Annotated in this window: 21 protein-coding genes; 9 read left to right on the top strand and 12 right to left on the bottom strand. The window is 69.2% G+C overall.

The window, feature by feature from the left end; translation table 11 throughout:
* Positions 1-7 precede the first annotated feature (7 nt).
* From purH to dsbD, 7 genes are all read right to left on the bottom strand, one after another.
* On the bottom strand, positions 8-1,588 hold the full coding sequence (gene purH, locus IBX53_RS00375) for a bifunctional phosphoribosylaminoimidazolecarboxamide formyltransferase/IMP cyclohydrolase (RefSeq protein WP_290903670.1): 1,581 nt from the start codon (positions 1,586-1,588) through the stop codon (positions 8-10).
* A 96-nt stretch (positions 1,589-1,684) separates the two neighbouring features.
* Positions 1,685-2,017, bottom strand: a complete 333-nt coding sequence (gene fis, locus IBX53_RS00370) for a DNA-binding transcriptional regulator Fis (protein ID WP_290903668.1) — start codon at positions 2,015-2,017, stop codon at positions 1,685-1,687.
* Positions 2,014-3,075, bottom strand: coding sequence for a tRNA dihydrouridine synthase DusB (gene dusB / locus IBX53_RS00365; protein WP_290903666.1), 1,062 nt, complete (start codon positions 3,073-3,075; stop codon positions 2,014-2,016). Before dusB ends, fis begins: the two co-directional genes overlap by 4 nt.
* Positions 3,076-3,167: 92 nt before the next feature.
* Positions 3,168-4,088 carry a 50S ribosomal protein L11 methyltransferase gene (gene prmA, locus IBX53_RS00360; RefSeq protein ID WP_290903663.1) on the bottom strand — a complete coding sequence of 307 codons (921 nt, stop codon included), beginning with the start codon at positions 4,086-4,088 and terminating at the stop codon, positions 3,168-3,170.
* A 237-nt stretch (positions 4,089-4,325) separates the two neighbouring features.
* Positions 4,326-5,669, bottom strand: a complete 1,344-nt coding sequence (gene accC / locus IBX53_RS00355) for an acetyl-CoA carboxylase biotin carboxylase subunit (protein ID WP_290903660.1) — start codon at positions 5,667-5,669, stop codon at positions 4,326-4,328.
* Positions 5,670-5,712: 43 nt separating this feature from the next.
* Positions 5,713-6,171, bottom strand: coding sequence for an acetyl-CoA carboxylase biotin carboxyl carrier protein (accB, locus tag IBX53_RS00350; protein ID WP_290903658.1), 459 nt, complete (start codon positions 6,169-6,171; stop codon positions 5,713-5,715).
* A gap of 245 nt (positions 6,172-6,416) precedes the next feature.
* A complete protein-coding gene (dsbD, locus tag IBX53_RS00345) occupies positions 6,417-8,267 on the bottom strand; it encodes a protein-disulfide reductase DsbD (RefSeq protein ID WP_290903655.1) in 1,851 nt (616 codons plus the stop codon).
* 210 nt (positions 8,268-8,477) lie between these two features.
* Between dsbD and IBX53_RS00340 the strand changes: the two genes are divergently transcribed.
* Complete coding sequence (locus tag IBX53_RS00340) at positions 8,478-9,641, top strand: DUF2333 family protein (protein WP_290903652.1); 1,164 nt, start codon at positions 8,478-8,480, stop codon at positions 9,639-9,641.
* A 124-nt stretch (positions 9,642-9,765) separates the two neighbouring features.
* On the opposite strand, the gene ppa is transcribed toward IBX53_RS00340, so the two are convergent.
* Positions 9,766-10,296: an inorganic diphosphatase gene (ppa, locus tag IBX53_RS00335; protein ID WP_290903649.1), complete on the bottom strand. Its 531-nt coding sequence runs from the start codon at positions 10,294-10,296 to the stop codon at positions 9,766-9,768.
* Positions 10,297-10,560: 264 nt separating this feature from the next.
* Between ppa and IBX53_RS00330 the strand changes: the two genes are divergently transcribed.
* Positions 10,561-12,294, top strand: a complete 1,734-nt coding sequence (locus tag IBX53_RS00330) for a bifunctional protein-serine/threonine kinase/phosphatase (protein WP_290903646.1) — start codon at positions 10,561-10,563, stop codon at positions 12,292-12,294.
* 102 nt (positions 12,295-12,396) lie between these two features.
* Here the strand turns inward: IBX53_RS00330 and IBX53_RS00325 are convergent, their stop codons facing one another.
* On the bottom strand, positions 12,397-13,653 hold the full coding sequence (locus IBX53_RS00325) for a 6-phosphofructokinase (RefSeq protein ID WP_290903644.1): 1,257 nt from the start codon (positions 13,651-13,653) through the stop codon (positions 12,397-12,399).
* 217 nt (positions 13,654-13,870) lie between these two features.
* Between IBX53_RS00325 and mpl the strand changes: the two genes are divergently transcribed.
* Genes mpl through IBX53_RS00310 form a run of 3 tightly spaced genes read left to right on the top strand, consistent with a single transcriptional unit; the run spans position 13,871 to position 16,504 of the window.
* Positions 13,871-15,262, top strand: coding sequence for a UDP-N-acetylmuramate:L-alanyl-gamma-D-glutamyl-meso-diaminopimelate ligase (mpl, locus tag IBX53_RS00320; RefSeq protein ID WP_290903641.1), 1,392 nt, complete (start codon positions 13,871-13,873; stop codon positions 15,260-15,262).
* Positions 15,255-15,884: a flavin prenyltransferase UbiX gene (locus IBX53_RS00315; protein WP_290903639.1), complete on the top strand. Its 630-nt coding sequence runs from the start codon at positions 15,255-15,257 to the stop codon at positions 15,882-15,884. Before mpl ends, IBX53_RS00315 begins: the two co-directional genes overlap by 8 nt.
* Complete coding sequence (locus IBX53_RS00310) at positions 15,881-16,504, top strand: LysE family translocator (protein WP_290903637.1); 624 nt, start codon at positions 15,881-15,883, stop codon at positions 16,502-16,504. The genes IBX53_RS00315 and IBX53_RS00310 overlap by 4 nt, the downstream gene beginning before the upstream one ends.
* Positions 16,505-16,514: 10 nt before the next feature.
* On the opposite strand, the gene IBX53_RS00305 is transcribed toward IBX53_RS00310, so the two are convergent.
* Genes IBX53_RS00305 through IBX53_RS00295 form a run of 3 tightly spaced genes read right to left on the bottom strand, consistent with a single transcriptional unit; the run spans position 16,515 to position 19,749 of the window.
* Positions 16,515-17,924, bottom strand: coding sequence for a bifunctional DedA family/phosphatase PAP2 family protein (locus tag IBX53_RS00305; RefSeq protein ID WP_290903635.1), 1,410 nt, complete (start codon positions 17,922-17,924; stop codon positions 16,515-16,517).
* Positions 17,925-17,960: 36 nt separating this feature from the next.
* Entirely contained in the window at positions 17,961-18,887 is a 927-nt protein-coding gene (locus IBX53_RS00300) for a diguanylate cyclase (RefSeq protein WP_290903633.1), read from the bottom strand.
* Positions 18,880-19,749: a hypothetical protein gene (locus IBX53_RS00295; protein WP_290903631.1), complete on the bottom strand. Its 870-nt coding sequence runs from the start codon at positions 19,747-19,749 to the stop codon at positions 18,880-18,882. Before IBX53_RS00295 ends, IBX53_RS00300 begins: the two co-directional genes overlap by 8 nt.
* Before the next feature lie 105 nt (positions 19,750-19,854).
* On the opposite strand from IBX53_RS00295, the gene IBX53_RS00290 reads away from it, so the two are divergent.
* From IBX53_RS00290 to rlmH, 4 genes are all read left to right on the top strand, one after another.
* A complete protein-coding gene (locus IBX53_RS00290; protein WP_290903629.1) occupies positions 19,855-21,147 on the top strand; it encodes a glutamate-5-semialdehyde dehydrogenase in 1,293 nt (430 codons plus the stop codon).
* 65 nt (positions 21,148-21,212) lie between these two features.
* Positions 21,213-21,839 carry a nicotinate-nucleotide adenylyltransferase gene (gene nadD / locus IBX53_RS00285; RefSeq protein ID WP_290903680.1) on the top strand — a complete coding sequence of 209 codons (627 nt, stop codon included), beginning with the start codon at positions 21,213-21,215 and terminating at the stop codon, positions 21,837-21,839.
* A gap of 74 nt (positions 21,840-21,913) precedes the next feature.
* Complete coding sequence (gene rsfS / locus IBX53_RS00280) at positions 21,914-22,279, top strand: ribosome silencing factor (protein WP_290903626.1); 366 nt, start codon at positions 21,914-21,916, stop codon at positions 22,277-22,279.
* On the top strand, positions 22,276-22,743 hold the full coding sequence (gene rlmH, locus IBX53_RS00275; RefSeq protein WP_290903624.1) for a 23S rRNA (pseudouridine(1915)-N(3))-methyltransferase RlmH: 468 nt from the start codon (positions 22,276-22,278) through the stop codon (positions 22,741-22,743). The genes rsfS and rlmH overlap by 4 nt, the downstream gene beginning before the upstream one ends.
* The last annotated feature ends 8 nt before the right edge of the window (positions 22,744-22,751 follow it).

Here is a 22,751-nt window from a genome sequence, read left to right as displayed (position 1 = left end):
GCAGGCGTCAGTGGCGGAAGTGGCGCATGCCGGTAAAGACCATGGCGATGCCGGCCTCGTTGGCGGCGTCGATCACCTCCTGGTCGCGCATGGAGCCGCCGGGCTGGATCACCGCGGCGATGCCGGCGGCGGCGGCGGCGTCGATGCCGTCACGGAAGGGGAAGAAGGCGTCACTGGCCATCACCGAGCCGGGCACCGAGAGGCCTTCGTCGGCGGCCTTGATGCCGGCGATCTTCGCCGAGTAGACGCGGCTCATCTGGCCGGCGCCTACGCCGATGGTCTGGCCATCCTTGGCGTAGACGATGGCGTTGGACTTGACGTACTTGGCCACCTTCCAGGCGAAGGCCAGGTCGCGCAGCTCCTGTTCGGTGGGGACCCGCTCGCTGACGACGGTGAGCTCGTCGCGACCGACCATGCCCAGGTCGCGATCCTGCACCAGCAGGCCGCCGGTGACGCGCTTGAAGTCGTGGGCGTGCTGGCGCTCGCCGGGCCAGTGGGCGCCGACGTCGAGCAGGCGCACGTTCTGCTTCTCGGCGATGATCGGCAGGGCATCCTCGGCGACCCCGGGGGCGATGATCACCTCGACGAACTGGCGGTCGATGATGGCGCGAGCGGTCTCGGCGTCCAGCGGCACGTTGAAGGCAATGATGCCGCCGAAGGCGCTGGTGGGGTCGGTGGCGAAGGCCTTGTCGTAGGCCTCCATTGCCGTGGCGCCTACTGCCACGCCGCAGGGGTTGGCGTGCTTGACGATCACGCAAGCGGTGTCGGTGAAGGCCTTGACGCACTCGAAGGCCGCATCGGTATCGGCGACGTTGTTGAAGGAGAGCGCCTTGCCCTGCAACTGGGTAGCGGTGGCCACGCTGGCCTCGCTGGCGCCGGCCTCGACGTAGAAGGCCGCATTCTGGTGCGGGTTCTCGCCGTAGCGCATGGCCTGCTTCTTCTCGAACTGCAGGTTGTAGGTGCGCGGGAAGCCATCCTCGCCGCCGGGCACCCGGCTGCCCAGGTAGTCGGCGATGGCGGCGTCGTAGCCGGCGGTGTGCTCGAAGGCCTTCACGGCCAGGTCGAAGCGGGTGGCATCACTCACCGCGCCGTCCTGGGAGGCGATCTCGGCCAGCACCCGGGCGTAGTCGCCGGCGTCCACCACGATGGTGGTGTGGGCGTGGTTCTTGGCGCAGGCACGCACCATGGTGGGGCCACCGATATCGATGTTCTCGATGGCATCCGTGAGGGTGCAGTCCGGCCTGGCCACGGTCTGGGCGAAGGGGTAGAGGTTGACCACCACCATGTCGATGGGCGTGATGTCGTGTTCGGCCATCACCGCATCGTCCTGGCCGCGGCGACCGAGGATGCCGCCGTGGATCTTCGGGTGCAGGGTCTTGACCCGGCCGTCCATGATCTCGGGGAAGCCGGTGTGCTCGGACACCTCGGTGACGGCAATGCCGTTCTCCTGGAGCAGGCGGAAGGTGCCGCCGGTGGAGAGCAGCTCGACGCCGCGCTCGGACAGGCCGCGGGCGAAGTCGACGATGCCGGTCTTGTCCGAGACGCTGATCAGGGCGCGGCGGACCGGAGTGGGGGAGGCTTGGGCCATGGGGTCACTCTCTGCTGACGGGTGGGACGAAGAATCGGGTTGGCATGCGCATGACTGACATGCCGAAGGGAGCCCGGGGGCTCCCCTCTTGAGCGTTCAGATCAGGTCGTACTGCTTGAGCTTCTTGCGCAGGGTGCCGCGGTTGAGGCCGAGCATCTCGGCGGCGCGGGTCTGGTTGCCCTGGGTGTGGTCGAGCACGGCGGCGAGCAGCGGTGCCTCGACCTCGGCCATCACCATGTTGAAGAGCCCGGTGACCTCGCCGCCGTCCAGGTGGGCGAAGTAGCGGCGCATGGCGAGGTCCACCGCCTCGCGCAGGGGGCGCTGGCCGACGGATTCGTCGAGCGCCTGGGGGCGTTCGCCGTCCAGCCCGGCGAGTTCCTGGCGATCTCCAGACAGCTCGGGGTTCGGGGGAAAGGCTTGGCTGGTCATGCGGCTCGTGTTCCTTGAGACGTCACGTGCTCCTGAGGCGGCGCGGCGGCCGGCTGGGAGGCGTGACGACAGCAGTCGTCGATGAAGCGGTGCTGGGCGGCAGCGTCCTCCAGGCCGTTGAAGGTGGCCTTGAACTCGTGCTGTCTCTTCGCCGACAGGCGGCTGTCGCCGGCCAGGTACCAGCCGAGGTGCTTGCGCGCGATGCGCACGCCCATGTGCTCGCCATAAAAGTCATGAAGGGCCCCGAGGTGATCGCGCAGCACGGCGGCGCGCTCCTCGTCGGCCGGGGGCGCCAGGCGTTCCCCGTGACGCAGGTAGTGGTCGATCTCGCGGAAGATCCAGGGGTTGCCCTGGGCGCCGCGGCCCACCATCACCGCATCTGCCCCAGTATAGTCGAGTACGGCAGCGGCCTTCTCCGGCGAGTCGATATCGCCGTTGGCGAACACCGGGATGCCCACTGCGGCCTTGATCGCGGCGATGGTGTCGTATTCGGCCTGGCCGGTGTAGCGCTGCTGGCGGTGGCGGCCGTGCACCGCCAGGGCCCGGATGCCGGCGCCCTCGGCCAGGCGGGCGATGCGCACGCCGTTGTTGCTGTCCGCGCACCAGCCGGTGCGGATCTTGAGCGTCACCGGTACCTTCACCGCGGCCACCACCGCCTCGAGTATCTCGGCCACCAGGGCCTCGTCGCGAAGCAGCGCGGAGCCCGCGGCCTTGTTGCACACCTTCTTGGCCGGGCAGCCCATGTTGATATCGATGATCTCGGCGCCCTGGGCCGCATTGAGGCGTGCCGCCTCGGCGAGCATCTCCGCGTCGCCGCCGGCGATCTGCACCGCCCGGGGGCCGGGCTCGCCCCGGTGGTCCATGCGCAGCCGCGACTTGCGGGTATGCCATAGGCTGGGGTCCGAGGTGACCATCTCGCCCACCACCAGGCCCGCACCCAGCCGCCGGCAGAGCTGGCGGAAGGGGCGATCGGTAACGCCGGCCATCGGCGCCAGGATCACCCGGTTGGGCAACTGGTGGTCACCGATTCGAGGCAGGGGTGAGCGGGTCTCGGGCATGATGGCGCACGGTGGTGGCAATGGGGGGACATATTATACGCCCCCGGCCGGGTGGGGTGAAGTGGCCAGCTTCGCGCCCTGGCCGGGGGTGGTTATCGGCCGACGGAACGCCGCCCGGTAAGGCGCACCCAGCCTTCACTTGCCACCGGCTCATCCATGGCAAGCCCCTGGTTGCGGTAGGCGTCGAGCACCTCCTCGGCCTGGGCGGCGAGGATGCCGGAGAGCGCCAGGCGCCCGCCGGGGGCGAGGTGGCCGGCGATCATGGGCGCCAGCTCGACCAGCGGTCCGGCGAGGATGTTGGCCACCACGATGGGGAAGGTCTCGGCATCGTCGAGCTGCTCGGGGTAGCAGAGCCGAAGGTCGGGCTCACGGATGCCGTTGCGCTCGGCGTTGTCGCGGCTGGCCTGCAGCGCCTGGGGGTCGATGTCGGTGCCCACGGCGCGGGCGGCACCGAGCTTCAGGGCGGCGATGGCCAGGATGCCGGAACCGGTGCCGATGTCGAGAACCGGTTCATTGTCGAGGGTCTCGGTCACTGCCAGACCGTCGAGCCAGGCCAGGCAGAGGGCCGTGGTGGGGTGGGTACCGGTGCCGAAGGCCAGGCCCGGGTCCAGGTGCAGGTTGACGGCGCCGGGTTCCGGCGGCTCGTGCCAGCTCGGCACGATCCATAGCCGCTCGCCCATCTGCATGGGGTGGAAGTCGTCCATCCACTCGCGTTCCCAGTCGCGGTCGGCCAGCAGTTCCACCTCGATCTCGGGGCAGGGATCGCCCGGCAGTTCGGCGGCCCAGGCCTGTCGGACCCGCTCGAGCATGGCATCGACGCCTTCCAGGTCATCGTAGAGGCCGGTAAGTACCGTTTCGTTCCACAGCGGGGTGCTGCCGCGCTCCGGTTCGAACACCGGGTCGTCGTGGGCGTCCTGCAGGGTGATGGCGGTGGCGCCCTCGGCGAGCAGCAGCTCCTCGAGGGTTTCGGCCTGTTCCGGGGCGATTCGGGCCTTGAGTTGCAGCCAGGGCATAAGGGTTCCCGTGGTGGCTCAGGAATGAAAAGGCCGCACGGCGGTGTCGATACGGCCTGGAATAATGGCTCGGTTCGGCGGCGAGGGGCGCCGGGGGCAGGCTTGGAGGGGGTCCTACGCCAGGGATGGCGTCGGTAGCGCCCAGGGAGGGGTTCACAGCGCCCCCGAACAAGCCTGCCGCCGGATCAGCCACGAGCCATGCGGCACTCCGGGCCGACCAGTACCGGCGATCGCGGGCTACAGCCCCAGCTTCTTCTCCAGGTAGTGGATATTGACCCCACCCTGTCGGAAGTAGCCGTCGCGCACCAGGTCCTTGTGCAGGTCGGTGTTGGTCTTGATGCCCTCCACCAGCAGTTCGTCCAGAGCCACGCGCATGCGAGTCAGCGCGGTCTCGCGGTCGGCACCCCAGGTGATCAGCTTGCCGATCAGGGAGTCGTAGTGGGGCGGCACCGTGTAACCGGTGTAGATGTGCGAGTCCACGCGGACCCCGAGGCCACCCGGCGGATGGTAGAGGGTCACCTTGCCGGGGGAGGGCATGAAGGTACGCGCGTCCTCGGCGTTGATGCGGCACTCGAAGGCGTGGCCGGTGAGCTTGACCTCCTCCTGGGAGATCGACAGCGGCAGGCCGGAGGCGATGCGCAGTTGTTCACGGACGATATCCACGCCGGTCACCATCTCGGTGACCGGGTGCTCCACCTGAACGCGGGTGTTCATCTCGATGAAGAAGAACTTGCCGTCCTCATAGAGAAACTCGAAGGTGCCGGCGCCACGATAATTGATGGTGATGCACGCCTGGCGACACGCCTCGAGCACTTCTGCGCGGGCGGCCTCGTCGATGCCCGGTGCGGGCGCCTCCTCGATCACCTTCTGGTGGCGGCGCTGCAGGGAGCAGTCCCGGTCATAGAGGTGGATGGCGTTGCCCTGGCCGTCGGCCAGCACCTGCACCTCCACGTGACGGGGGTTCTCGAGGAACTTCTCCATGTAGACGGTGCCGTCGCCAAAGGCCGAGAGGGCCTCGGTGCGGGTCACGTTGACCGCGGAGAGCAGGTGCGCCTCGGTATGCACCACGCGCATGCCGCGACCGCCGCCGCCGGCCGCCGCCTTGATGATCACCGGGTAGCCGATGCGCCGGGCGGTGGCCATGATCCCGCCCTCGTCGTCCTCGGGCAGTGGGCCGTCGGAGCCGGGGACTGTGGGCACGCCGGCCTTCTTCATCGATTCGATGGCACAGACCTTGTCGCCCATCAGGCGAATGGTCTCCGCCCGCGGACCGATGAAGGTGAAACCGGAGCGCTCGACCTGCTCGGCGAAGTTGGCGTTCTCGGAGAGGAAACCGTAGCCGGGGTGGATGGCGCTGGAATCGGTGACCTCCGCGGCGCTGATCAGCGCCGGAATATTGAGGTAGGACTGGGCCGAGGAGGCCGGGCCGATGCAGACGGCCTCGTCGGCCAGACGCACGTGCATCAGCTCACGGTCGGCCTTGGAGTGGACCGCCACCGTCTTGATGCCCAGTTCCTTGCAGGCGCGCAGTATGCGCAGGGCTATCTCGCCACGATTGGCGATGAGTACCTTGTCCAGCATGAGGAATCCGCCAGTGTCAGGTGAATGAAGAAGCGCTGCGCTGTCAGCCGAGCACGAGAAGCGGCTGATCGAATTCCACCGGTTCGCCGTCTTCGACAAGGATCGCCTCGACTACACCGTCGCGGTCGGCCTCGATCTGGTTCATCATCTTCATGGCCTCGACGATGCACACGGTGTCGCCCTTCTTGACGCTGGAGCCCACCTCGATGAAGGGCTTGCCGCCGGGTGCCGGGCTGCGATAGAAGGTTCCCACCATGGGCGAAGTCACGGCCTGGCCCTGGTAGGTCGGGCCCTCATCGGCCTCGGTGTGGGCGGGGGGTGCCGGTGCCTGGGGGGCGGGCTGGGTCGGGGGGGCATAGCCCTGGGGCATGACGGGCTGCCAGCTCGCGCCGTTGGGATGGCGGCTGATGCGCACCGACTCCTCGCCCTCCTGGATCTCGATTTCGCTGATGTTGGACTCTTCGAGCAGCTCGATCAGCTTCTTGACCTTGCGGATATCCATGACGTTGTCTCGATCGCTTGGTGCAGTGAATAAGGCTGGCCCGGCGGCGCTGTCAACTCGGACCAACTTGCCCTAGATAGCGGCAAGATGGCGCCTCTTGCCGCTCTAATGGCAGTGAAAAAAGGATAACGTCGGAGTTTGCCCAAAATCCGCAGGGAAGTCCAGTAGGGCGCAGAACACCGTTCGAAGCGGGGGTTTAAACGACTGTTTGACGACGTTCGCGCCCGCGCCGCTGGCGGTGGGGTTCAGCTCGCCTGGCCGTTCAGCCAGTCGAGCACCCCCTCGAGATGGGTGGCCAGCCCCGGGGCGCGCACCTCGCCCTGGATGCGTGCCTCGCGGAGTTCCTCCTCGCCATGGAAGAAGAGCAGGCTGGGCGGCCCGAACAGGCCGAAGTGGTCGAGCAGTTCGCGGCTGGCGCCGCCCGTGTCGGTCACATCCACGTTGATGCGAGCGAAGGCCGAGAGGGGGGCGGCCACCCGCGGGTCGGGATAGACCTGGCGCTCCATCTGCTTGCAGGAGATGCACCAGTCGGCGGTGAAGTGGACGAAGGCGGGGCGGCCATCGTCCACCGCGGCCAGCGCCCGCTGCAACTCGTCGAGTCCTTCGACGGTGGTAACCTCGGCGGGCACCACCCCGCCAGCAGCGCTGCCGCCAAGATTGGCCAGTGGACGCAGGGGGTCGTGGGCGCCGCTGGCGGCCCCCAGCGTCAGGGCCAGGCCCCACGCCAGCAGCAGCAGGCCGGCGGCCTGGCGAGCCCGGGGCCAGCCCTGGGGCAGATTGACCGACATGGCACCCAGCGCCAGGGCGCTGCCAATGGCGAGTGCCGCCCACATCAGCAGTGCCACCGCCGAGGGCAGCAGGCGCTCTACCAGCCAGATGGCCACCCCGAGCAGCAGAATGCCGAAGGCGATCTTCACCCCGTTCATCCAGGCGCCGCTGCGCGGCAGCAGGGTGGTGCCGAAGGTACCCACCAGCAGCAGCGGTACGCCCATGCCGAGCCCGAGGGCGAGCAGGGCGGCGCCGCCCATGAGGGCATCGCCGGTGGTGGAGATGAACACCAGAGCGCCGGCCAGGGGGGCGGAGACGCAGGGCGAGACCACCAGCACCGACAGCGACCCGGCCATCGCCAGCCCGGCCGGACCGCTCTGCTGGGCCCGGGTCTGCCAGCCATCGATGCGCCCGGCCAGGCCCGGCGACAGGCGCAGTTGGAAGGCGCCGAACATGGCCAGGGCGAAGAGGGCGAAGAGCACGGCGAAGGTGATCAGCACCGGCGTCGACTGCAGTCGTGCCTGGAGATTGAGTCCGGCGCCGAACAGGCCCATCAGCACGCCCACTGCCGCATAGGTCAGCGCCATGCCGGCCACGTAGCTGGCGGAGAGCGCGAAGGCCCGGCGGCGGCCGGGATTCTGGCCGACGATGATCGAGGAGAGGATCGGCACCATGGGCAGCACGCAGGGCGTGAAGGTCAGCCCCAGACCGGCCAGGAAGAACAGCCCCAGCACAAACGGTAAGCTGGCATCACTCATCAGGCGCTGGAAACGGCCGTCGTCACTCTGAAGAGCGGCGGGTGCCGCCGCGGTGCTGCCCCCATCGCCCGAACCGGCCGAGGTGTTGCCGTTGCCACCGACCAGGGCGGCGAAGGCCCGCGGCGCTTCGCGTTCCGGCGCCTCCAGGTCAACCCGCTCCGGCGGATAGCATAGACCGGCGTCGGCGCAGCCCTGGAAGGTGACGGTAAGCGGAAAGACGCCGCTGGCGCGCTCCTCGAGGGGTACCTCGAATACCATGTCGTCGCGGAAGACATAGACGTCGCCCAGGAATTCGTCGCTGGTGAATTCCCCCCCGGGAACCTCGGGCTCGCCGAGGGTCACTGCGTCGGATTCCACCGCGAACTGGTGGCGATAGAGATAATGTTCGGGCGTGACCTCCATCCCGACGTAGAGTGTCTCACCATCGTGCCAGGCCTGGGGCTGGAAGGCCTCGAGGACCGGCAGGAAATCCCGGGAGTTGGATGACGAGAACCATTGCGCCTGGGTGGCAAGCGGCAGCAGCATCAGCACAAGCAGCAGGGGCAGGCGTCGGGCGATCAAGTTGGGCATCCTAATCCTTGCGGGTGGTCAGGGCGGGCTCGGACATCAGACCCGTGGCCGGAGGCGCGGTTCCCCGTCTGGCTGCCAGGGCGCTGGAGCCTGCGGTCGATGCTAGGATATCGCAGAAGCAGTCGGTTGTTAGCCTGCCGCGTCCCTCTGCGCTGCGCCCCATTGTCGCATCGCAGCGGTTCAAGTTCATCACTCAGGGATTATCACGACATGGCCTGGAAAAGCTGGCGCGCCTCCCGGCGTCGCAGGAAGGAGGAGGCGCTGGAGCGCCCCCAGTATGGCTGGATCTGGAAGCCTCTCCTGGCGCTGGCAGGGCTCTACCTGCTGGTCAGCGTCGCCCTGGGCATCTGGTGGAGTCAGCCGCCGGCGCCCTTCGACGTGGAGCAGGCGACCCTCGAGAGGCGTGGCGAGGCCGCCTACACGCCGGGCGCGCGGGGCACGGTGACCGTGGCGACCCTGGCCACCAGTGTGGCCACGCTGCTGGAGAAACCGGGAGGCTACCTGCGCAACGACATCGCCCCGCCGGGCGTGTGGCTCGATAACATGCCCAACTGGGAACTTGGGGTGCTGGCATCCTCCCGGGACCTGGCCCGGGCGCTGCCTCAGATGGCCGGCGGCGATAGTGCGGATCTCGAGGAGGCCCGCGAGGCGCTGCTGGGAGATGACCGCGACTGGTTCTATCCCGCCACCGAGCAGCGTCTGGCCGAGGCGCTGGAGGCCCTCGACCGTCAGCTTGCCGCCCTGGGTGATGAGGAGGCGGGCTTCGTGCCCGGGCAGGGCCTGTCCGCCTGGCTGCATTCGCTGGTCGTCCGGCTGGATGACCTCGCCCTGCGGCTGGCGGCGAGCGTCGGTAGCCACGAGGCGCTGATCGAGCTTGCGGTGGATGCCGAGTCTCTGCCGCCGCGCACCCCCTGGCACCAAGTCGATGACATCTTCTTCGAGGCCCGTGGTACCGGCTGGGCATTGTCGCAGCTGCTCCAGGGCGTGCAGCGCGACCAGGCCGATGTGCTGCACGAGGCGGGTGTTGTCGCCGAGTGGGAGCGCCTGCTGGCGGAACTGGGGATGACTCAGCGCCGGCTGTGGAGCCCGGTAGTCCTCAACGGTTCCGGGTTCGGGCTCTTCGCGAACCACTCACTGGTAATGGCGCTGCACATGACCCGGGCGCGAGATCTCGCCGCCCTCCTGGCCGAGCGCCTCGTCGAGCCGCCACTGGGGCTGGCGTCACCGCATCCTCCCGCCGAGGCCCCCGTGGAGCCCCCGGTGGTCGAGGTCGAGACGATCGAGGAGGCGCCGGCGCCGCCGGCCCCCGAGGTGCTGGCCGCTCCCGAGCCGGAAGAGGACATGGAGCCGGCGGAAGCGGGTCAGCCCGAGTAGCCGCCACCGCTCTCCCGGCATGTCTCTTCCACACAGCAGGGCCGCCCCATGGGGCGGCCCTGCTGTGTTGTCTGTTATGCCGGGGTATGGCATGCCGGCCAACTGATTGTGGCCGGCGAGAGGGTCAAGCCTTCTCGTAGGCGACCACGGCCTTCTCGATGGCCTTGCGGGCGGCCTCGACGCCTTCCCAGGACTCGACCTTGACCCATTTCCCCTTCTCGAGATCCTTGTAGTTCTCGAAGAAGTGGGCGATCTGCTGGCGCAGCAGTTCGGGCAGATCGGTGACTTCCTGGACGTCGTCGTACAGGCTGGTGAGCTTGGCGTGGGGCACGCAGACCAGCTTGGCGTCTTCGCCTGCCTCATCGGTCATGTTGAGGATGCCGACCGGACGGGCACGGATGATGCAGCCAGGCTGGACCGGGTAGGGGGTCACCACCAGGGCGTCCAGGGCGTCGCCATCGTCGGCCAGGGTGTGCGGGATGAAGCCGTAGTTGGCCGGATAGAACATCGGCGTGGCCATGAAGCGGTCGACCAGCAGGGTCCCCATGTCCTTGTCGATCTCGTACTTGATCGGGGCATGGTTGGCCGGTATCTCGATCGCCACGTAGACGTCGTTGGGGAGGTCCTTGCCGGCGGGGATGTTGTCGAAGTTCATCGTCGCTTCCTTGGGTTGGAAATCAGCTTGGCACATCGCTGAGCGAAAAAATCTGCGGAAGTATACGGAGCGGGCGCAGGGATTACCAATGCGACATAGGTGTCGCGACCTGGGTGCCTACCCCCGGGAAAGCGCTGCGGCTTTGGTTGACACCACGCGGAGACGACGGAAGTGTATCATGGGCCCCGGCGGGGTTCGCCGGCTGCCAACCAGGGTGGCCGGCGACCCCAAGTAAGATCGACCCGGCGGTCAAGGAGAAGCCTCTTGGGATCTGCGCAGCTGTCATTGAGTTATGGCCAGGCCTTTGTGGCGCCGGACCGGCGCCACCACCGCAGCTCCATGTCGATGCGCCTGCCCCAGATCGGGCAGCTCAATGCCAAGGGCGCCTGTGCGGTGATCAGCGACTCCACCCAGCGCAACTCCATGGCCAAGCAGGCCGGCGATCTCAGCGTGCGCGGCTTCCTGGCCGACTACTATTCCACACCGGATCACTGGGACGTCAAGACCTCCGCCACCCGGGTGCTGCGCGCCCTCAACGGCTGGTGCTACAGCCAGAGCCAGTGCGTCACCGAGGGCAGCTATGTCTCGTCGCTGTCTGCCATGATTTACCGTGGCCGCACCGCCCACCTGTTCCACCTTGGCGATACCCTGGTGTTTCGTCTGCGCGGCGCCGAGTTCGAGCAGCTCAGCCGCGACCACGTCACCGACCTGGGCGGCTACCGCTATCCCTCCCGGGCGCTCGGCATGGATGGCAGCATCGACATCGACTACGCCCAGTTTCCCATCAAGCAGGGTGACATCTTCCTTTTCACCACCCAGGCGGTGCTGGGCACCCTGATGCCGTCGGAGTATGTTCAGCTGATTCGCCAGGATGCCAGTGACCTCAACGCCGCCTGCGATCGCCTGGCCGAGGCGGCGGTGCAGCGGGCCCAGGCCCGAGGCTACGGCGCCGAGCAGTTTTGCTTCCAGCTGGTGCGCATCGATGATCTGCCCGACGAGCAGCCGGACCACCCAGGCCGTGCCTATGGCGATCTGCCGATCCCCCCCGAGCTCTCGCCGGGGGATCGCCTGGACGGCCTGGAGATCAAGGCGGTGCTGTCGCGAACCGCCCAGTCGCGGGTCTATCGGGTCCGCGATATTAGTACCGAGCGGGACATGGTGATGAAGGCACCCAGCCCGGAACTCTCCAACCGTAATGTCTACCTGGAGCATTTCCTGCTTCAGCAGTGGGTGGTGGAACGGGTCAAGTCGCCCTTCGTGGTGCGGATCATGGAGTCCTCGCGGCCGCGTCGCTACCTCTACTACCTGATGGCCTATGTGGACGGGGAGACCTTGACCGAGTGGGCCCGGCGCCATCCCCAGGCGAGCCTGATGCAGCGCCTGGATATCGCCAACCAGCTCGGCAAGGCGATTCAGGCGCTGCACCACCGCGACATCCTGCACCAGCAGGTGCACCCCGGTAACGTGATGATCGACCGCCACGGCCAGGTGGTGCTGACTGACCTCAGCGCCTGCCGGGCCCGTGAGGGAGGCAGGCACCGAGAAGCCCGGGAGCTGTTGCGCCAGGTGGGGTTGACCGAGCACAGCGCCCCCGAGTATGCCCTGGACGACACGGTCGGCCGGCGCAGCGACCAGTACTCCTGCGCCTCCACCGTCTACTGGTTGCTCACCGGGGAGCTGCCCTACGAGCTCGCGCCCAACCGGCTGCGTAGCCACACCGACCTGGAACAGCTGGCCTATCGCAGCGCGCGGACCCGCAACCCCGAGGTGCCGCCGGCGCTGGACGAGGCGCTGCGGCGTGCGCTGGATCCCCAGCGCTCGCTGCGCTACCGGCGCATGTCGGAGTTCCGGCGCGAGCTGCGTCTGCCCCTTGCCTCGGATCGCCGTGACGCCTCTCCGCCCAGCGGCCGGCGATTCTTCCGCGACCCTGGCCACTTCTGGCAGGGCGTGGCGGGCATCCTGCTGCTGTTGCTGATCCTCACCTGGCTGTTGAAGTAGGCCCTTCGGCTAGCGATCAATAACAAGGCACAAGCGACAAGGCGCAAGCCACCAGGGGAACCCTTGGCTTGCGTCTTGTGGTTGATGAGGGAGGCTTGCCGCCTAGATCGTGAACGTCGGCAGCTTGCGCTCGACCCGGTGGAGGGCAAGCTTCGCGACCTTGGGCAGGCCGTTCTCGAAGGGCGGGAAGTCCTCTCCCTGGATCAGCGGCGACAGGTACTGGCGGCACGCCTCGGTGATACCGAAACCGTCCTCGCGGATGTACTCCCTGGGCATGAACTTCTCGCGATTGGCGACCTCCGCCAGCGGGGCGGGCTCGATGGTCCAGGCGTAGGGGGTCTCGGATACCCGCCTGATGGCCGGCATCATCGAGTTCTTGCCGGCCAGCGCCAGCTCCACTGCCTTCTCGCCCACCGCGTAGGCCTGCTCCACGTCGGTCCTGGAGGCCAGGTGGCGGGCGGCGCGCTGCAGGTAGTCGGCCACCGCCCAGTGGTACTTGTAGCCCAGGTCCTGCTTGACCATGCCGGCGAGCGTCGGGGCCACGCCGCCGAGCTGTCGATGGCCGAAGGCATCGGTGTTGCCGGAGTCGGCCAGGAAGGTGCCGTCCTGGTAGCGGGCGCCCTCGGACACCACGATCACGCAGTAGCCGTAGGTCTTGACCGCTTCGTCGACCCTGGCCATCACCGCTTCGCGGTTGAAGGCTACCTCGGGGAAGATGATCAAGTGGGGTGGCTCGCTCTCGCCCTGCCCGGCGAGTCCCCCGGCGGCGGCGATCCAGCCGGCGTGGCGGCCCATCACCTCGAGCACGAACACCTTGGTGGAGGTGGCGCACATGGAGGCGATATCCAGCGAGGCCTCCAGGGTGGAGGTGGCGATGTACTTGGCCACGCTACCGAAGCCGGGGGAGTTGTCGGTGATCGGCAGGTCGTTGTCCACGGTCTTGGGCACGTGGATGGCGGTGAGCGGGTAGCCGAGCTTCTCGGAGAGCTGGGAGACCTTGAGGCAGGTGTCGGCGCTGTCGCCGCCGCCGTTGTAGAAGAAGTAGCGGATGTCGTGGGCGCGGAACACCTCGATCAGCCGCTCGTACTGGGCGCGGTGGCTCTCGATGTCCTTGAGCTTGTAGCGGCAGGAGCCGAAGGCGCCGCCCGGGGTGTGGCGCAGCGCGGCGATCGCCTCGTCGGATTCCCGGCTCACGTCGATCAGGTCCTCGGTGAGGGCGCCGATGATGCCGTTGTGGCCAGCGAAGACCTTGCCGATCCGGTCCGGGTGACGGCGGCAGGCCTCGATCACGCCGCAGGCGCTGGCATTGATCACGGCGGTGACGCCGCCGGACTGGGCGTAGAAGGCATTGTGGGCCATGGGGCTGTTCCTGCTCCTGGTCGCTGCTGTTCGTGGATGGGTGACGAAAGTCGGAGGATTCTAGCCGAAAGCGGCCGAGGCTGCATCCGGCCCCCTCGCCATTGGTTGGCCTGATTGCCTCATGTTGGGCGCTGGAGGGGCACCTGGCGCCATGCTAGTCTCGCCTCACCTTGCCGCGGTGGGATGCCGCGGCGCAAGCCGGCAGTCAGGAGAGCGCATGCACGTCCATATCCTCGGTATCTGCGGCACCTTCATGGGCAGCCTGGCGCTGTTGGCCCGGGAACTGGGCCATACGGTCAGCGGCTCGGATGCGGGGGTCTATCCACCCATGAGCACCCAGCTCGAGGAGGCGGGCATCGCGCTGCGCGAGGGCTATGCCCCGGCCAACCTCGCGCCGCGCCCCGATCTGGTGGTGATCGGCAACGCGCTCTCCCGGGGCAACCCCGAGGTGGAGGCGGTGCTCGACCAGGGCCTGCCCTACGTCTCCGGCCCCCAGTGGCTGGCCGAGCAGGTGCTGCCCGGGCGGCGGGTGATCGCCGTGGCCGGCACCCACGGCAAGACCACCACGGCGAGCCTCGTCGCCTGGCTGCTGGAGTCCGCGGGGCTTTCACCGGGCTTTCTGATCGGCGGGGTGCCCCGCAACTTCGGCCTCTCGGCGCGCCTCGGTGCCCATGACGCCCCCTTCGTGGTGGAGGCCGATGAGTACGACACCGCCTTCTTCGACAAGCGCTCCAAGTTCGTCCACTACCGCCCCGAGATTGCGGTGCTGGGCAACTTGGAGTTCGACCACGCTGACATCTTCGAGGACCTCGCCGCCATCGAGCGGCAGTTCCACCATCTGGTACGCACCGTGCCTGGTCGGGGACGGCTGCTGGTGGCCGACGGCGAGCCGGCGCTCGACCGTGTGCTCGCGATGGGGGCCTGGACACCGGTGGCGCGCTTCGGCAGCGCCGCCGAGAGCCCCTGGCGCTACGAGCTCGAGCGCGAGGACGCCTCGCGCTTCCGGGTGATCCACCAGCAGGGGGAGGGCGGCGACAGGATCGACGAGGACGCCGTGGTGGACTGGCCGCTTACCGGCGCCTACAACGCCCGCAACGCCCTGGCGGCGCTGGCCGCCGTGCATGCCTGCGGGGTCGATCTCGCCCGGGGGGCGGCGGCCCTGGCGCGTTTCGAGACCCCGCGGCGGCGGCAGGAGCTGCGCGGCGAGGTGGGCGGCATCCAGGTGATCGATGACTTCGCCCATCACCCCACGGCCATTGCCGCTACCCTCGTGGGGCTGCGTGCCGCCACCGCCCGGGGGCGGCTGCTGGCGGTGATCGAGCCGCGTTCCAACACCATGCGCCTGGGCAACCTGCGCGACCGCCTGGCGGACTGCGTGGCCGCCGCCGATGCGGCCTTCTGGTACCAGCCCTCGGGGCTGGACTGGTCGCTTGCCCCAGTGCTCGCGGCGAGCCCGGTGCCGGCGCATCTGGAAGAGGACATCGATGCCCTGGTGGCGGCACTGGTGGCCGAGGCGCGGCCCTACGATCGCATCGTGGTGATGTCCAACGGCGGCTTCGGTGGCATCCACGAGAAGCTGCTGGCCGCGCTGGAGGTGGCTCATGGGTGAGCGGCAGCAGGGCACCTTCGGCCCGCCGGTGACGGTGGCGCTGACCGGCGCCTCCGGCGCCCAGTACGGCCTGCGGCTGATCGAGGCGCTTGTGGCCGCCGAGCGCGAGGTGTGGGTGATGATCTCCAAGGCGGCGCATCTGGTGATCGCCACCGAGACCGATATCGAGCTGCCGGCGCGGCCCGAGCGGCTGGCCGAGGTGCTCGTCGCGCGCAGCGGCGCCCGGTCCGGGCAGATCCGCTGCTTCGGTCGCGAGGACTGGATGGCCCCGGTGGCCTCGGGCTCCGGGGCCCCGTCTTCCATGGTGATCTGTCCCTGCTCCACCGGCACCCTCTCGGCGGTGGCCACGGGGGCCAGCAACAACCTGATCGAGCGCGCCGCCGATGTGGCCCTCAAGGAGCGCCGCCAGCTGGTGCTGGTGCTGCGCGAGACGCCCCTCTCGGCCATTCATCTGGAGCACATGCTGAATCTCACCCGGCTCGGCGCGGTGATGCTGCCCGCGGCGCCGGGCTTCTATCATCAGCCCACCACCATCGATGACCTGGTCGACTTCATCGTGGCGCGGATCCTCAACCAGCTCGGCATCGAGCACCACCTGATGCCGCGCTGGGGAGAGCCGTGATCAGCCTCAAGCTGCTGTCGGTGTTCGTGCCGACCTTCCTGTTCGTCTCCATCACTCCGGGCATGTGCATGACCCTGGCCATGGTGCTGGGCATGACCCAGGGGGTACGGCGCACCCTGTGGATGATGGCCGGGGAGCTGGTGGGGGTGGGCCTGGTGGCCGCCGCCGCCGGGGCCGGGGTGGCCGCCCTGATGCTTCGCCAGCCGGAGCTCTTCGCGCTCTTCAAGTGGCTGGGCGGCGCCTACCTGGTCTACCTGGGGGTGATGATGTGGCGCTCCCGGGGGCGCATGGCGATTCCGCTGGAGGAGCTCGAGCTCGCGCCGGCGAGCCGCGGCCAGCTGGCCCTTCAGGGGTTCGTGACGGCGGTGGCCAATCCCAAGGGCTGGGCCTTCTTCGTGGCCCTGCTGCCGCCGTTCCTCGATGCCTCGCGCCCGCTGGGCGGTCAGCTCGTCGTATTGATCGCCATGATCCTCATCATCGAGTTCGCCTGCCTGACCCTCTATGCGGCCGGCGGCAGCCGGCTGCGGCGTCTGCTTGGTCAGGATGGCAATGTGCGTCTGCTCAACCGTATCGCCGGCGCGCTGATGGTGGGCGTCGGCCTGTGGCTCGCGCTGGGCTGACGCCACGGGCCTAGATCGGCGGTAGCCAGGCGATGCGCGCCGCCACCAGCGCCAGCGACCCCACGCCCAGCCACGCCCAGGGGCAGGGGGCGAGCGGGGCGCGGGGTCGGGCCTGCCAGGCGAGCTGGACCAGCGCACAGACCACCAGGCCCAGCAGGGCGCCGCCCACCAGGTCGCTGAACCAGTGCACGCCGATCGCGAGCCGCGACAGCGCCATGACCACGGCGAACAGCAGGGCGCCCCAGTAGACCCAGTGGCGCAGGTGGTGGGGCAGCTCCCGGGCGATGAAGGCAGCGGCGAGCCCGGCCAGCACCACTGCCGTGGAGGTGTGGGCGCTGGGGTAGGCCATGGAGCCGGTCAGGTAGTCCGGCGTGCCCGGGCGCGGGCGGTCGAAGAAGGCCTTGCCCCAGGTGTTGAGCAGGGCGATCAGGCCGAGCCCGCCGGCGATGTGCGCGAAGGCGTCCAGGCGCCGTCGCCACAGCAGCCAGCCCCCCCAGGGCAGCACCAGGGCCAGCACGCCATAGGTGTCGCCCACCCGCGCCAGGGCCTGGCTTGCCGTCTCCAGCCAGGGGGTGGCCAGGTAGGCGAAGAGGGCGTTCAGGCGCGCATCCATCACCAGCGGGCCATCGGCACCGTGGTGCATCACCATCAGCGTCCAACCCGAGACGCCGCCCACCGACAGGATCAGCAGCAGCCAGCTGGCCAGGGGTACCTCGCCCCTGGAGCGGGCGCTCTGTGACAGCCACAGCCGGCGCATCACCGGGTGGCGACGGGCGCCGACGGCGAGCAGCCGGTAGAGCCGTCCGCTACGGCCGACCTGCTGGCGCAGCCAGGAGAACACCACCGCCAGCGCTACCAGGATGGCGGCCATGGCCACCAGCAGCGGCCGAGCGCCCTCGGGGATGTCGAGCAGCTGCTGCCAGGTGCGCCCCAGCAGATAGCCCGGAAGCACGTAGGCGGGTGCCCACAGCGCCGCCGAGGCGAGGTTGGCCCAGGTGAAGGCTCGCGGTGACATCCTGAGCATGCCGGCGATCAGCGGCACCATCGGGCGCACCGGGCCGACGAAACGCCCGAAGAAGACCGACAGGGTGCCGTAGCGCTGGAAGAAGCGCGCCCCCCGGGCCAGCCATTCCGGGTGGCGTGACAACGGCCACAGCCGTGTCACCCGCTGATGCTGGGTATAGCCCAGCCAGAAGCTGGCCCAGTCGCCGAGGACCGCCCCGATGAAGGCGGCCAGCATGATGGCGGGCAGCGCCAGCTCCTGGTGGCCCGCCAGGGAAGCAGCGGCGGTGATCAGCACCACTCCGGGCACCAGCAGGCCGACCAGCGCCAGGGATTCGACCAGTGCGATGGCAGCGATGATCAGCAGCAGCAGGGTAGGAGAAGGCGTCAGCTGGTAGAGGGCGTCGGCAAGGTACAAGTAAGACTCCGTGTCGGTCTGGCCTGGGGGTCGGGATCAGGACTCGGCGTGTCGCTGGGCGGTGGCCTGCAGTCGCTGGATGAAGCGTAGCGGCGACTCGCCCCGGCCCAGATGGCAATCGGTCAGGCGTGACTCCACCGGGCCGGTGTCCAGCAGCACCTTGCGATGCAGCGCCTCCTCGAGGCGCTGGCGAACCAGCAGGGCGCCGTTCTCGGAGGTGTCCGGCAGCACCAGCCAGAAGTCGGCATCCCCCTCGCGCCCGAGCAGGTCGTGGTCGCGGCTGCAGCCGACCACCGTGTCGCACAGGGACTTGAGCAGGGCTCTTCTGGCCCCGGGGCCGAACTGCTCGCCTGCCATCTCCAGCTGAGGCAGGTGGATGACCATCACCGCCAGGCGCTGGTCGAGCAGCTCGGCGCGCTCGCATTCGCTGTGCAGGCGCTCGTGGAGGGCGCTGCGCCGTATAGCATCGCATTCCTCGTCGAGGGGGTCAGTCGCCTGCAGCAGGGCCCGCTGATGGAGGATCTCCCAGGGGGCCAGGCCGGCCACCATCACCAGGCTCAGGTAGCCGAGCGCCAGGTCAAGGTCGAGCAGGCTCTCGCCCAGCAGCAGCCAGACCGGCGTCAGGGTGAGGTTGAGCAGCATGGCCGGCCCCAGCGGCAACAGCAGCAGGGTCAGCACGGGTGGCAGGCCCAGCCAGAAGGGTGCCAGGGACGACTGCACAGGCAGCTCCATGGCGACCAGCAGGTAGCCGCACACCAGCACCAGGTAGGCCGATAGCCGGGCGGTCTCGGGCTGGCCCAGGCGCATCAGGGCGGCCGTGATCAGCAGCGGGGCGAGCAGTGCCGGCAGCAGGATGCGGCCGTAGTCGCCGACCAGATAGAACCAGGCGGCCTGGCCGGCCAGCAGAAGGGCGGTGAGGGCGTAGAGGCTGGCGTGGAGCCTGGCGTGCTGGAGTTCAGCCATGTCCCGCTCCCTTGTTCACGTCCGCCGCGCCGGTCTGGCGTTCCAGCGCTCGACACTCTTCCGCCAGCGAGACGACACGGGCCAGTGGCGTGGCGCGAAGTCGCTGGATGGGCCCCAACTGGGCCAGCAGATCGGCACGACGTCGTTCGGCCTGTTCGGCATCTGGAGAGAGCAGCAGGGCGGCCAGGGTATGACCATCGAGTCGGTAGCAGTGCTCGAAGCTGCGGGTCAGGGCGCAGAGCCGCTGGGCCTGGGACCAGAAGCGCGGCCGTCCGGTGCGCAGCAGCAGGAGTTCGCCATGGACCCCGTCGCGGTGCACCCGGGCCCGCTCCCGGGTGAGGTCGCGGCTCAGCTGGGCGCGGGGCCAAAGACGCAGACCCGGCGCCAGGTGAGCGCGTTGGCGGGCCACGCCGCGCAGCGGCGCCAGATCCCGGGAGCGGGAGAGTCCCAGCAGCAGCAGTGCCGCCAGCACGGCGCCGGCGAATGCCGCCTGTTCCGGCGGCATGGCGCGGGCGAGCCCCCCCCAGGAGAGCGTGGCCAGCAGCAGGTTGAGTCCCGACATCCAGGCCGGCTGGGGTAGCATGACCAGCGCCCCCCAGGCCCACAGCCATAGCGGGAAGCGCTCGGGGGCGGTAAACAGCAGGGCGGTCAGCAGCAGGCTGGGCAGCAGCTGCCAGGGCACCAGGGCCGGGCGGCGGTGGCTGAATTCCACCAGCGCGGCCGAGACGGCCAGCCAGCCGGCGGCCATCCACAGCAGCAGGGCCTCGGTCACATTCGTCGAGGCCGGCGCCATCAGCGCCGGCAGCAGGGCCGCCAGCACCAGGTTGAGGCGCAGCAGGCCGACTTTGTACTTGCTCTGCATGGTGACTTACTATGTCTCCCTTTCCCGAATTCGCGTGGCCTGGCCGCGCCAGTATAACGCCGTGGCCGGTCCGTCTGGCCACGCCCACAGGAGACCCCTTTCGGCATGTCAGCACAAGTCATCTCCACGGACGAGGCGATCCGGGACGTCGAAGCCTACATGACCGGCCTCGGCCAGGCGGCCCGCCAGGCCGCGGCGGCCATGCGCCGCGCCTCCAGCGGTGCCAAGAACGCCGCCCTGCTGGCCATTGCGGCGCGCCTGGAGGCACGCCGCGAGGCGATTGCCGCGGCCAACGCCGATGACATGGCCCGCGGCCGGGCCGGGGGGCTCGATGCCGCGCTGCTCGACCGTCTGGAACTCACTCCGGCGCGCATCGACGCCATGATCGAGGGGCTCCACCAGGTGGCGGCCCTGCCCGATCCGGTCGGCGAGATCGACGGCCTGCGTTTTCGGCCGAGCGGCATCCAGGTGGGGCAGATGCGCGTGCCGCTGGGGGTGATCGGCATCATCTACGAGTCACGGCCCAACGTCACCGTCGAGGCGGCCAGCCTGTGCCTCAAGTCGGGCAACGCGGCGATCCTGCGCGGCGGCAGCGAAGCGCGTGACTCTAACACTGCCATCGCCGAGTGCCTGCGCGATGGCCTGGCCGACGCCGGCCTGCCCGAGGGCGCCGTTCAGGTGGTGGCCACCACCGACCGCGCTGCCGTGGGTCGCCTGATCGCCATGCCCGAGTATGTCGACGTGATCATCCCCCGCGGCGGCAAGTCGCTGATCGAGCGGATCTCCCGCGAGGCCCGGGTGCCTGTGATCAAGCATCTCGATGGCATCTGTCATGTCTACGTGGACGCCACGGCGGACCTCGACAAGGCCTTCGCCATCGCCGTCAACGCCAAGACCCACCGCTACGGCACCTGCAACACCATGGAGACCCTGCTGGTGGATGCGCCGGTGGCCGCGACCCTGCTGCCCCGTCTCGCCGCGGCCTATGCCGAGCATGGGGTGGAGTTGCGCGGCTGCGAACGCACCCGGGCGATCCTGCCCCAGGCCGCCGCCGCCAGCGAAGCGGACTGGGACACGGAGTACCTGGCGCCAGTGCTGGCGGTGCGCGTGATGGACGGCATCGAGGCCGCCATCGAGCACATCGAGCGCCACGGTTCCCATCACACCGATGCCATCGTCACCAGCGACTACGGCCTGGCCCGGCGCTTCCTGGCCGAGGTGGACTCCAGCTCGGTGATGGTCAATGCCTCCACCCGCTTTGCCGATGGCTTCGAGTATGGCCTGGGTGCCGAGATCGGCATCTCCACCGACAAGTTGCACGCCCGTGGGCCGGTGGGCCTCGAGGGGCTCACCACCCGCAAGTACGTGGTGCTGGGCGACGGCCAGATCCGCCAGTGAGCCAGGGTGCACACCTGCCGCTGCCGGCGGGGGAGGTCGACCCGCCCAGGCCGGCGCGCCTCGCCATGCTCGGCGGCACCTTCGACCCGGTGCACCTGGGCCACCTGCGCAGCGCCGTGGAGCTCCGCGAGGCGCTCGAGCTGGACCGGGTCCACATGATCCCGGCCAGCGTGCCCCCGCTGCGCGGCGAGCCGCGGGTCGCCCCGCAGCAGCGCCTGGCGCTGCTGCGCCTCGGCATCGGCGACACTCCCGGTCTGGTGGCCGATCCCCGGGAGCTGTATCGTGCAGGCCCCTCCTTCAGCGCCGATACCCTGGCCTCGCTGCGCGAGGAGGTCGGCCCCGGGGCGCGCCTGGTGATGGCGCTGGGCCATGACGCCTTCCTGCGCCTGGCCGACTGGCACGAGCCCGAGCGGCTCTTCGCCCTGGCCCACCTGGTGGTGATCGACCGCCCCGACTTCGAGGCGCCGCTGCCGGCGGCCCTGACCGCGCTGATCGGGGGCCGCGAGGTGGACGGGGTGGAGGCGCTGATGGCGAGCCCCGCCGGTGGCCTGCTGCGCCTGGCGCTGCCCTCGCGCATGGCGATCTCGGCCACCGAGGTGCGCCGCCGCCTGGCCGAGGGCAGAAGCGTTCGCTATCTGCTCCCCGAGGCGGTGGAGCGCCACCTGCTCGAGCACGGCCTCTATCGGCACTGACCGGGAACGGGCGCTGCCAGCGTGCGGTCAACCCGGTACAATGGTCGATCAACGACATTCAGACAGAAGACCCTATGCATACTGACGCACTCAAGACTCTGGCGATTGACGCGCTGGAGGACCTCAAGGCCAAGGACATCGCCCTGCTGGATGTCTCGCACCTGACCAGCGTGACGGACCTGATGGTCATCGCCAGCGGCACCTCCACCCGTCACGTCTCGGCCCTGGCCAATAATGTGGTTCAGAAGGCCAAGGAGGCCGGCCTCCAGCCGTTGGGCGTCGAGGGCGAGAACGGCGCCGACTGGGTGCTGGTGGACCTGGGGGACGTGGTGGTTCACGTGATGCTGCCGGAAACCCGCCAGCTCTACGACCTCGAGCGCCTGTGGGCCGATCTGCCCAGCGACGCCGAGCGCAGCGAGGGCGAGGCCTCCGGCGCATGAAGGTCCGCCTGCTGGCGGTGGGCACCCGCATGCCCGCCTGGGTCAACGAGGGCGTCGAGGAGTACCGAAAGCGCCTGCCGCGGGACTTCAGCCTCGAGGTGGAGGAGATCGCCCCCGGCCAGCGCGGCAAGAATGCCGACATTCCCCGCGCCATGGCTATGGAGGCAGAGCGCCTGCGCTCCCGCTTGCGCGGTGACGAGCATGTGGTGGTCCTGGAGGTGGGGGGAAAGCCCTGGAGCACCGAGCAGCTCGCCGCCCAGGCCGATGCCTGGCGCCTCGCCGGGCGCGACGTGGCGCTGCTGGTGGGCGGTCCCGACGGCCTCGAGCCGGGACTCTCCGCCGCCGCCGACCAGCGTTGGTCGCTGTCGCCGCTGACCCTGCCCCACCCGCTGGTGCGGATCCTGCTCGCCGAGCAGCTTTACCGCGCCTGGACCCTGATGGTGGGGCACCCCTACCACCGCTGACCGAGCCG

The sequence above is a fragment of the Halomonas sp. genome, assembly GCF_014859505.1.
GTDB lineage: Bacteria > Pseudomonadota > Gammaproteobacteria > Pseudomonadales > Halomonadaceae > Halomonas.
Note: the sequence above shows the minus strand (reverse complement) of the source record. Positions and strands in the feature narration are given on the sequence as shown.

Excerpts from the sequence above, each read along its gene's own strand:
- purH (WP_290903670.1), bottom strand. The coding sequence starts at position 1,588 with ATGGCCCAAGCCTCCCCCACTCCGGTCCGCCGCGCCCTGATCAGCGTC.
- fis (WP_290903668.1), bottom strand. The coding sequence starts at position 2,017 with ATGACCAGCCAAGCCTTTCCCCCGAACCCCGAGCTGTCTGGAGATCGC.
- dusB (WP_290903666.1), bottom strand. The coding sequence starts at position 3,075 with ATGCCCGAGACCCGCTCACCCCTGCCTCGAATCGGTGACCACCAGTTG.
- prmA (WP_290903663.1), bottom strand. The coding sequence starts at position 4,088 with ATGCCCTGGCTGCAACTCAAGGCCCGAATCGCCCCGGAACAGGCCGAA.
- accC (WP_290903660.1), bottom strand. The coding sequence starts at position 5,669 with ATGCTGGACAAGGTACTCATCGCCAATCGTGGCGAGATAGCCCTGCGC.
- accB (WP_290903658.1), bottom strand. The coding sequence starts at position 6,171 with ATGGATATCCGCAAGGTCAAGAAGCTGATCGAGCTGCTCGAAGAGTCC.
- dsbD (WP_290903655.1), bottom strand. The coding sequence starts at position 8,267 with ATGCCCAACTTGATCGCCCGACGCCTGCCCCTGCTGCTTGTGCTGATG.
- IBX53_RS00340 (WP_290903652.1), top strand. The coding sequence starts at position 8,478 with ATGGCCTGGAAAAGCTGGCGCGCCTCCCGGCGTCGCAGGAAGGAGGAG.
- ppa (WP_290903649.1), bottom strand. The coding sequence starts at position 10,296 with ATGAACTTCGACAACATCCCCGCCGGCAAGGACCTCCCCAACGACGTC.
- IBX53_RS00325 (WP_290903644.1), bottom strand. The coding sequence starts at position 13,653 with ATGGCCCACAATGCCTTCTACGCCCAGTCCGGCGGCGTCACCGCCGTG.
- mpl (WP_290903641.1), top strand. The coding sequence starts at position 13,871 with ATGCACGTCCATATCCTCGGTATCTGCGGCACCTTCATGGGCAGCCTG.
- IBX53_RS00315 (WP_290903639.1), top strand. The coding sequence starts at position 15,255 with ATGGGTGAGCGGCAGCAGGGCACCTTCGGCCCGCCGGTGACGGTGGCG.
- IBX53_RS00300 (WP_290903633.1), bottom strand. The coding sequence starts at position 18,887 with ATGGCTGAACTCCAGCACGCCAGGCTCCACGCCAGCCTCTACGCCCTC.
- IBX53_RS00295 (WP_290903631.1), bottom strand. The coding sequence starts at position 19,749 with ATGCAGAGCAAGTACAAAGTCGGCCTGCTGCGCCTCAACCTGGTGCTG.
- IBX53_RS00290 (WP_290903629.1), top strand. The coding sequence starts at position 19,855 with ATGTCAGCACAAGTCATCTCCACGGACGAGGCGATCCGGGACGTCGAA.
- nadD (WP_290903680.1), top strand. The coding sequence starts at position 21,213 with ATGCTCGGCGGCACCTTCGACCCGGTGCACCTGGGCCACCTGCGCAGC.
- rsfS (WP_290903626.1), top strand. The coding sequence starts at position 21,914 with ATGCATACTGACGCACTCAAGACTCTGGCGATTGACGCGCTGGAGGAC.
- rlmH (WP_290903624.1), top strand. The coding sequence starts at position 22,276 with ATGAAGGTCCGCCTGCTGGCGGTGGGCACCCGCATGCCCGCCTGGGTC.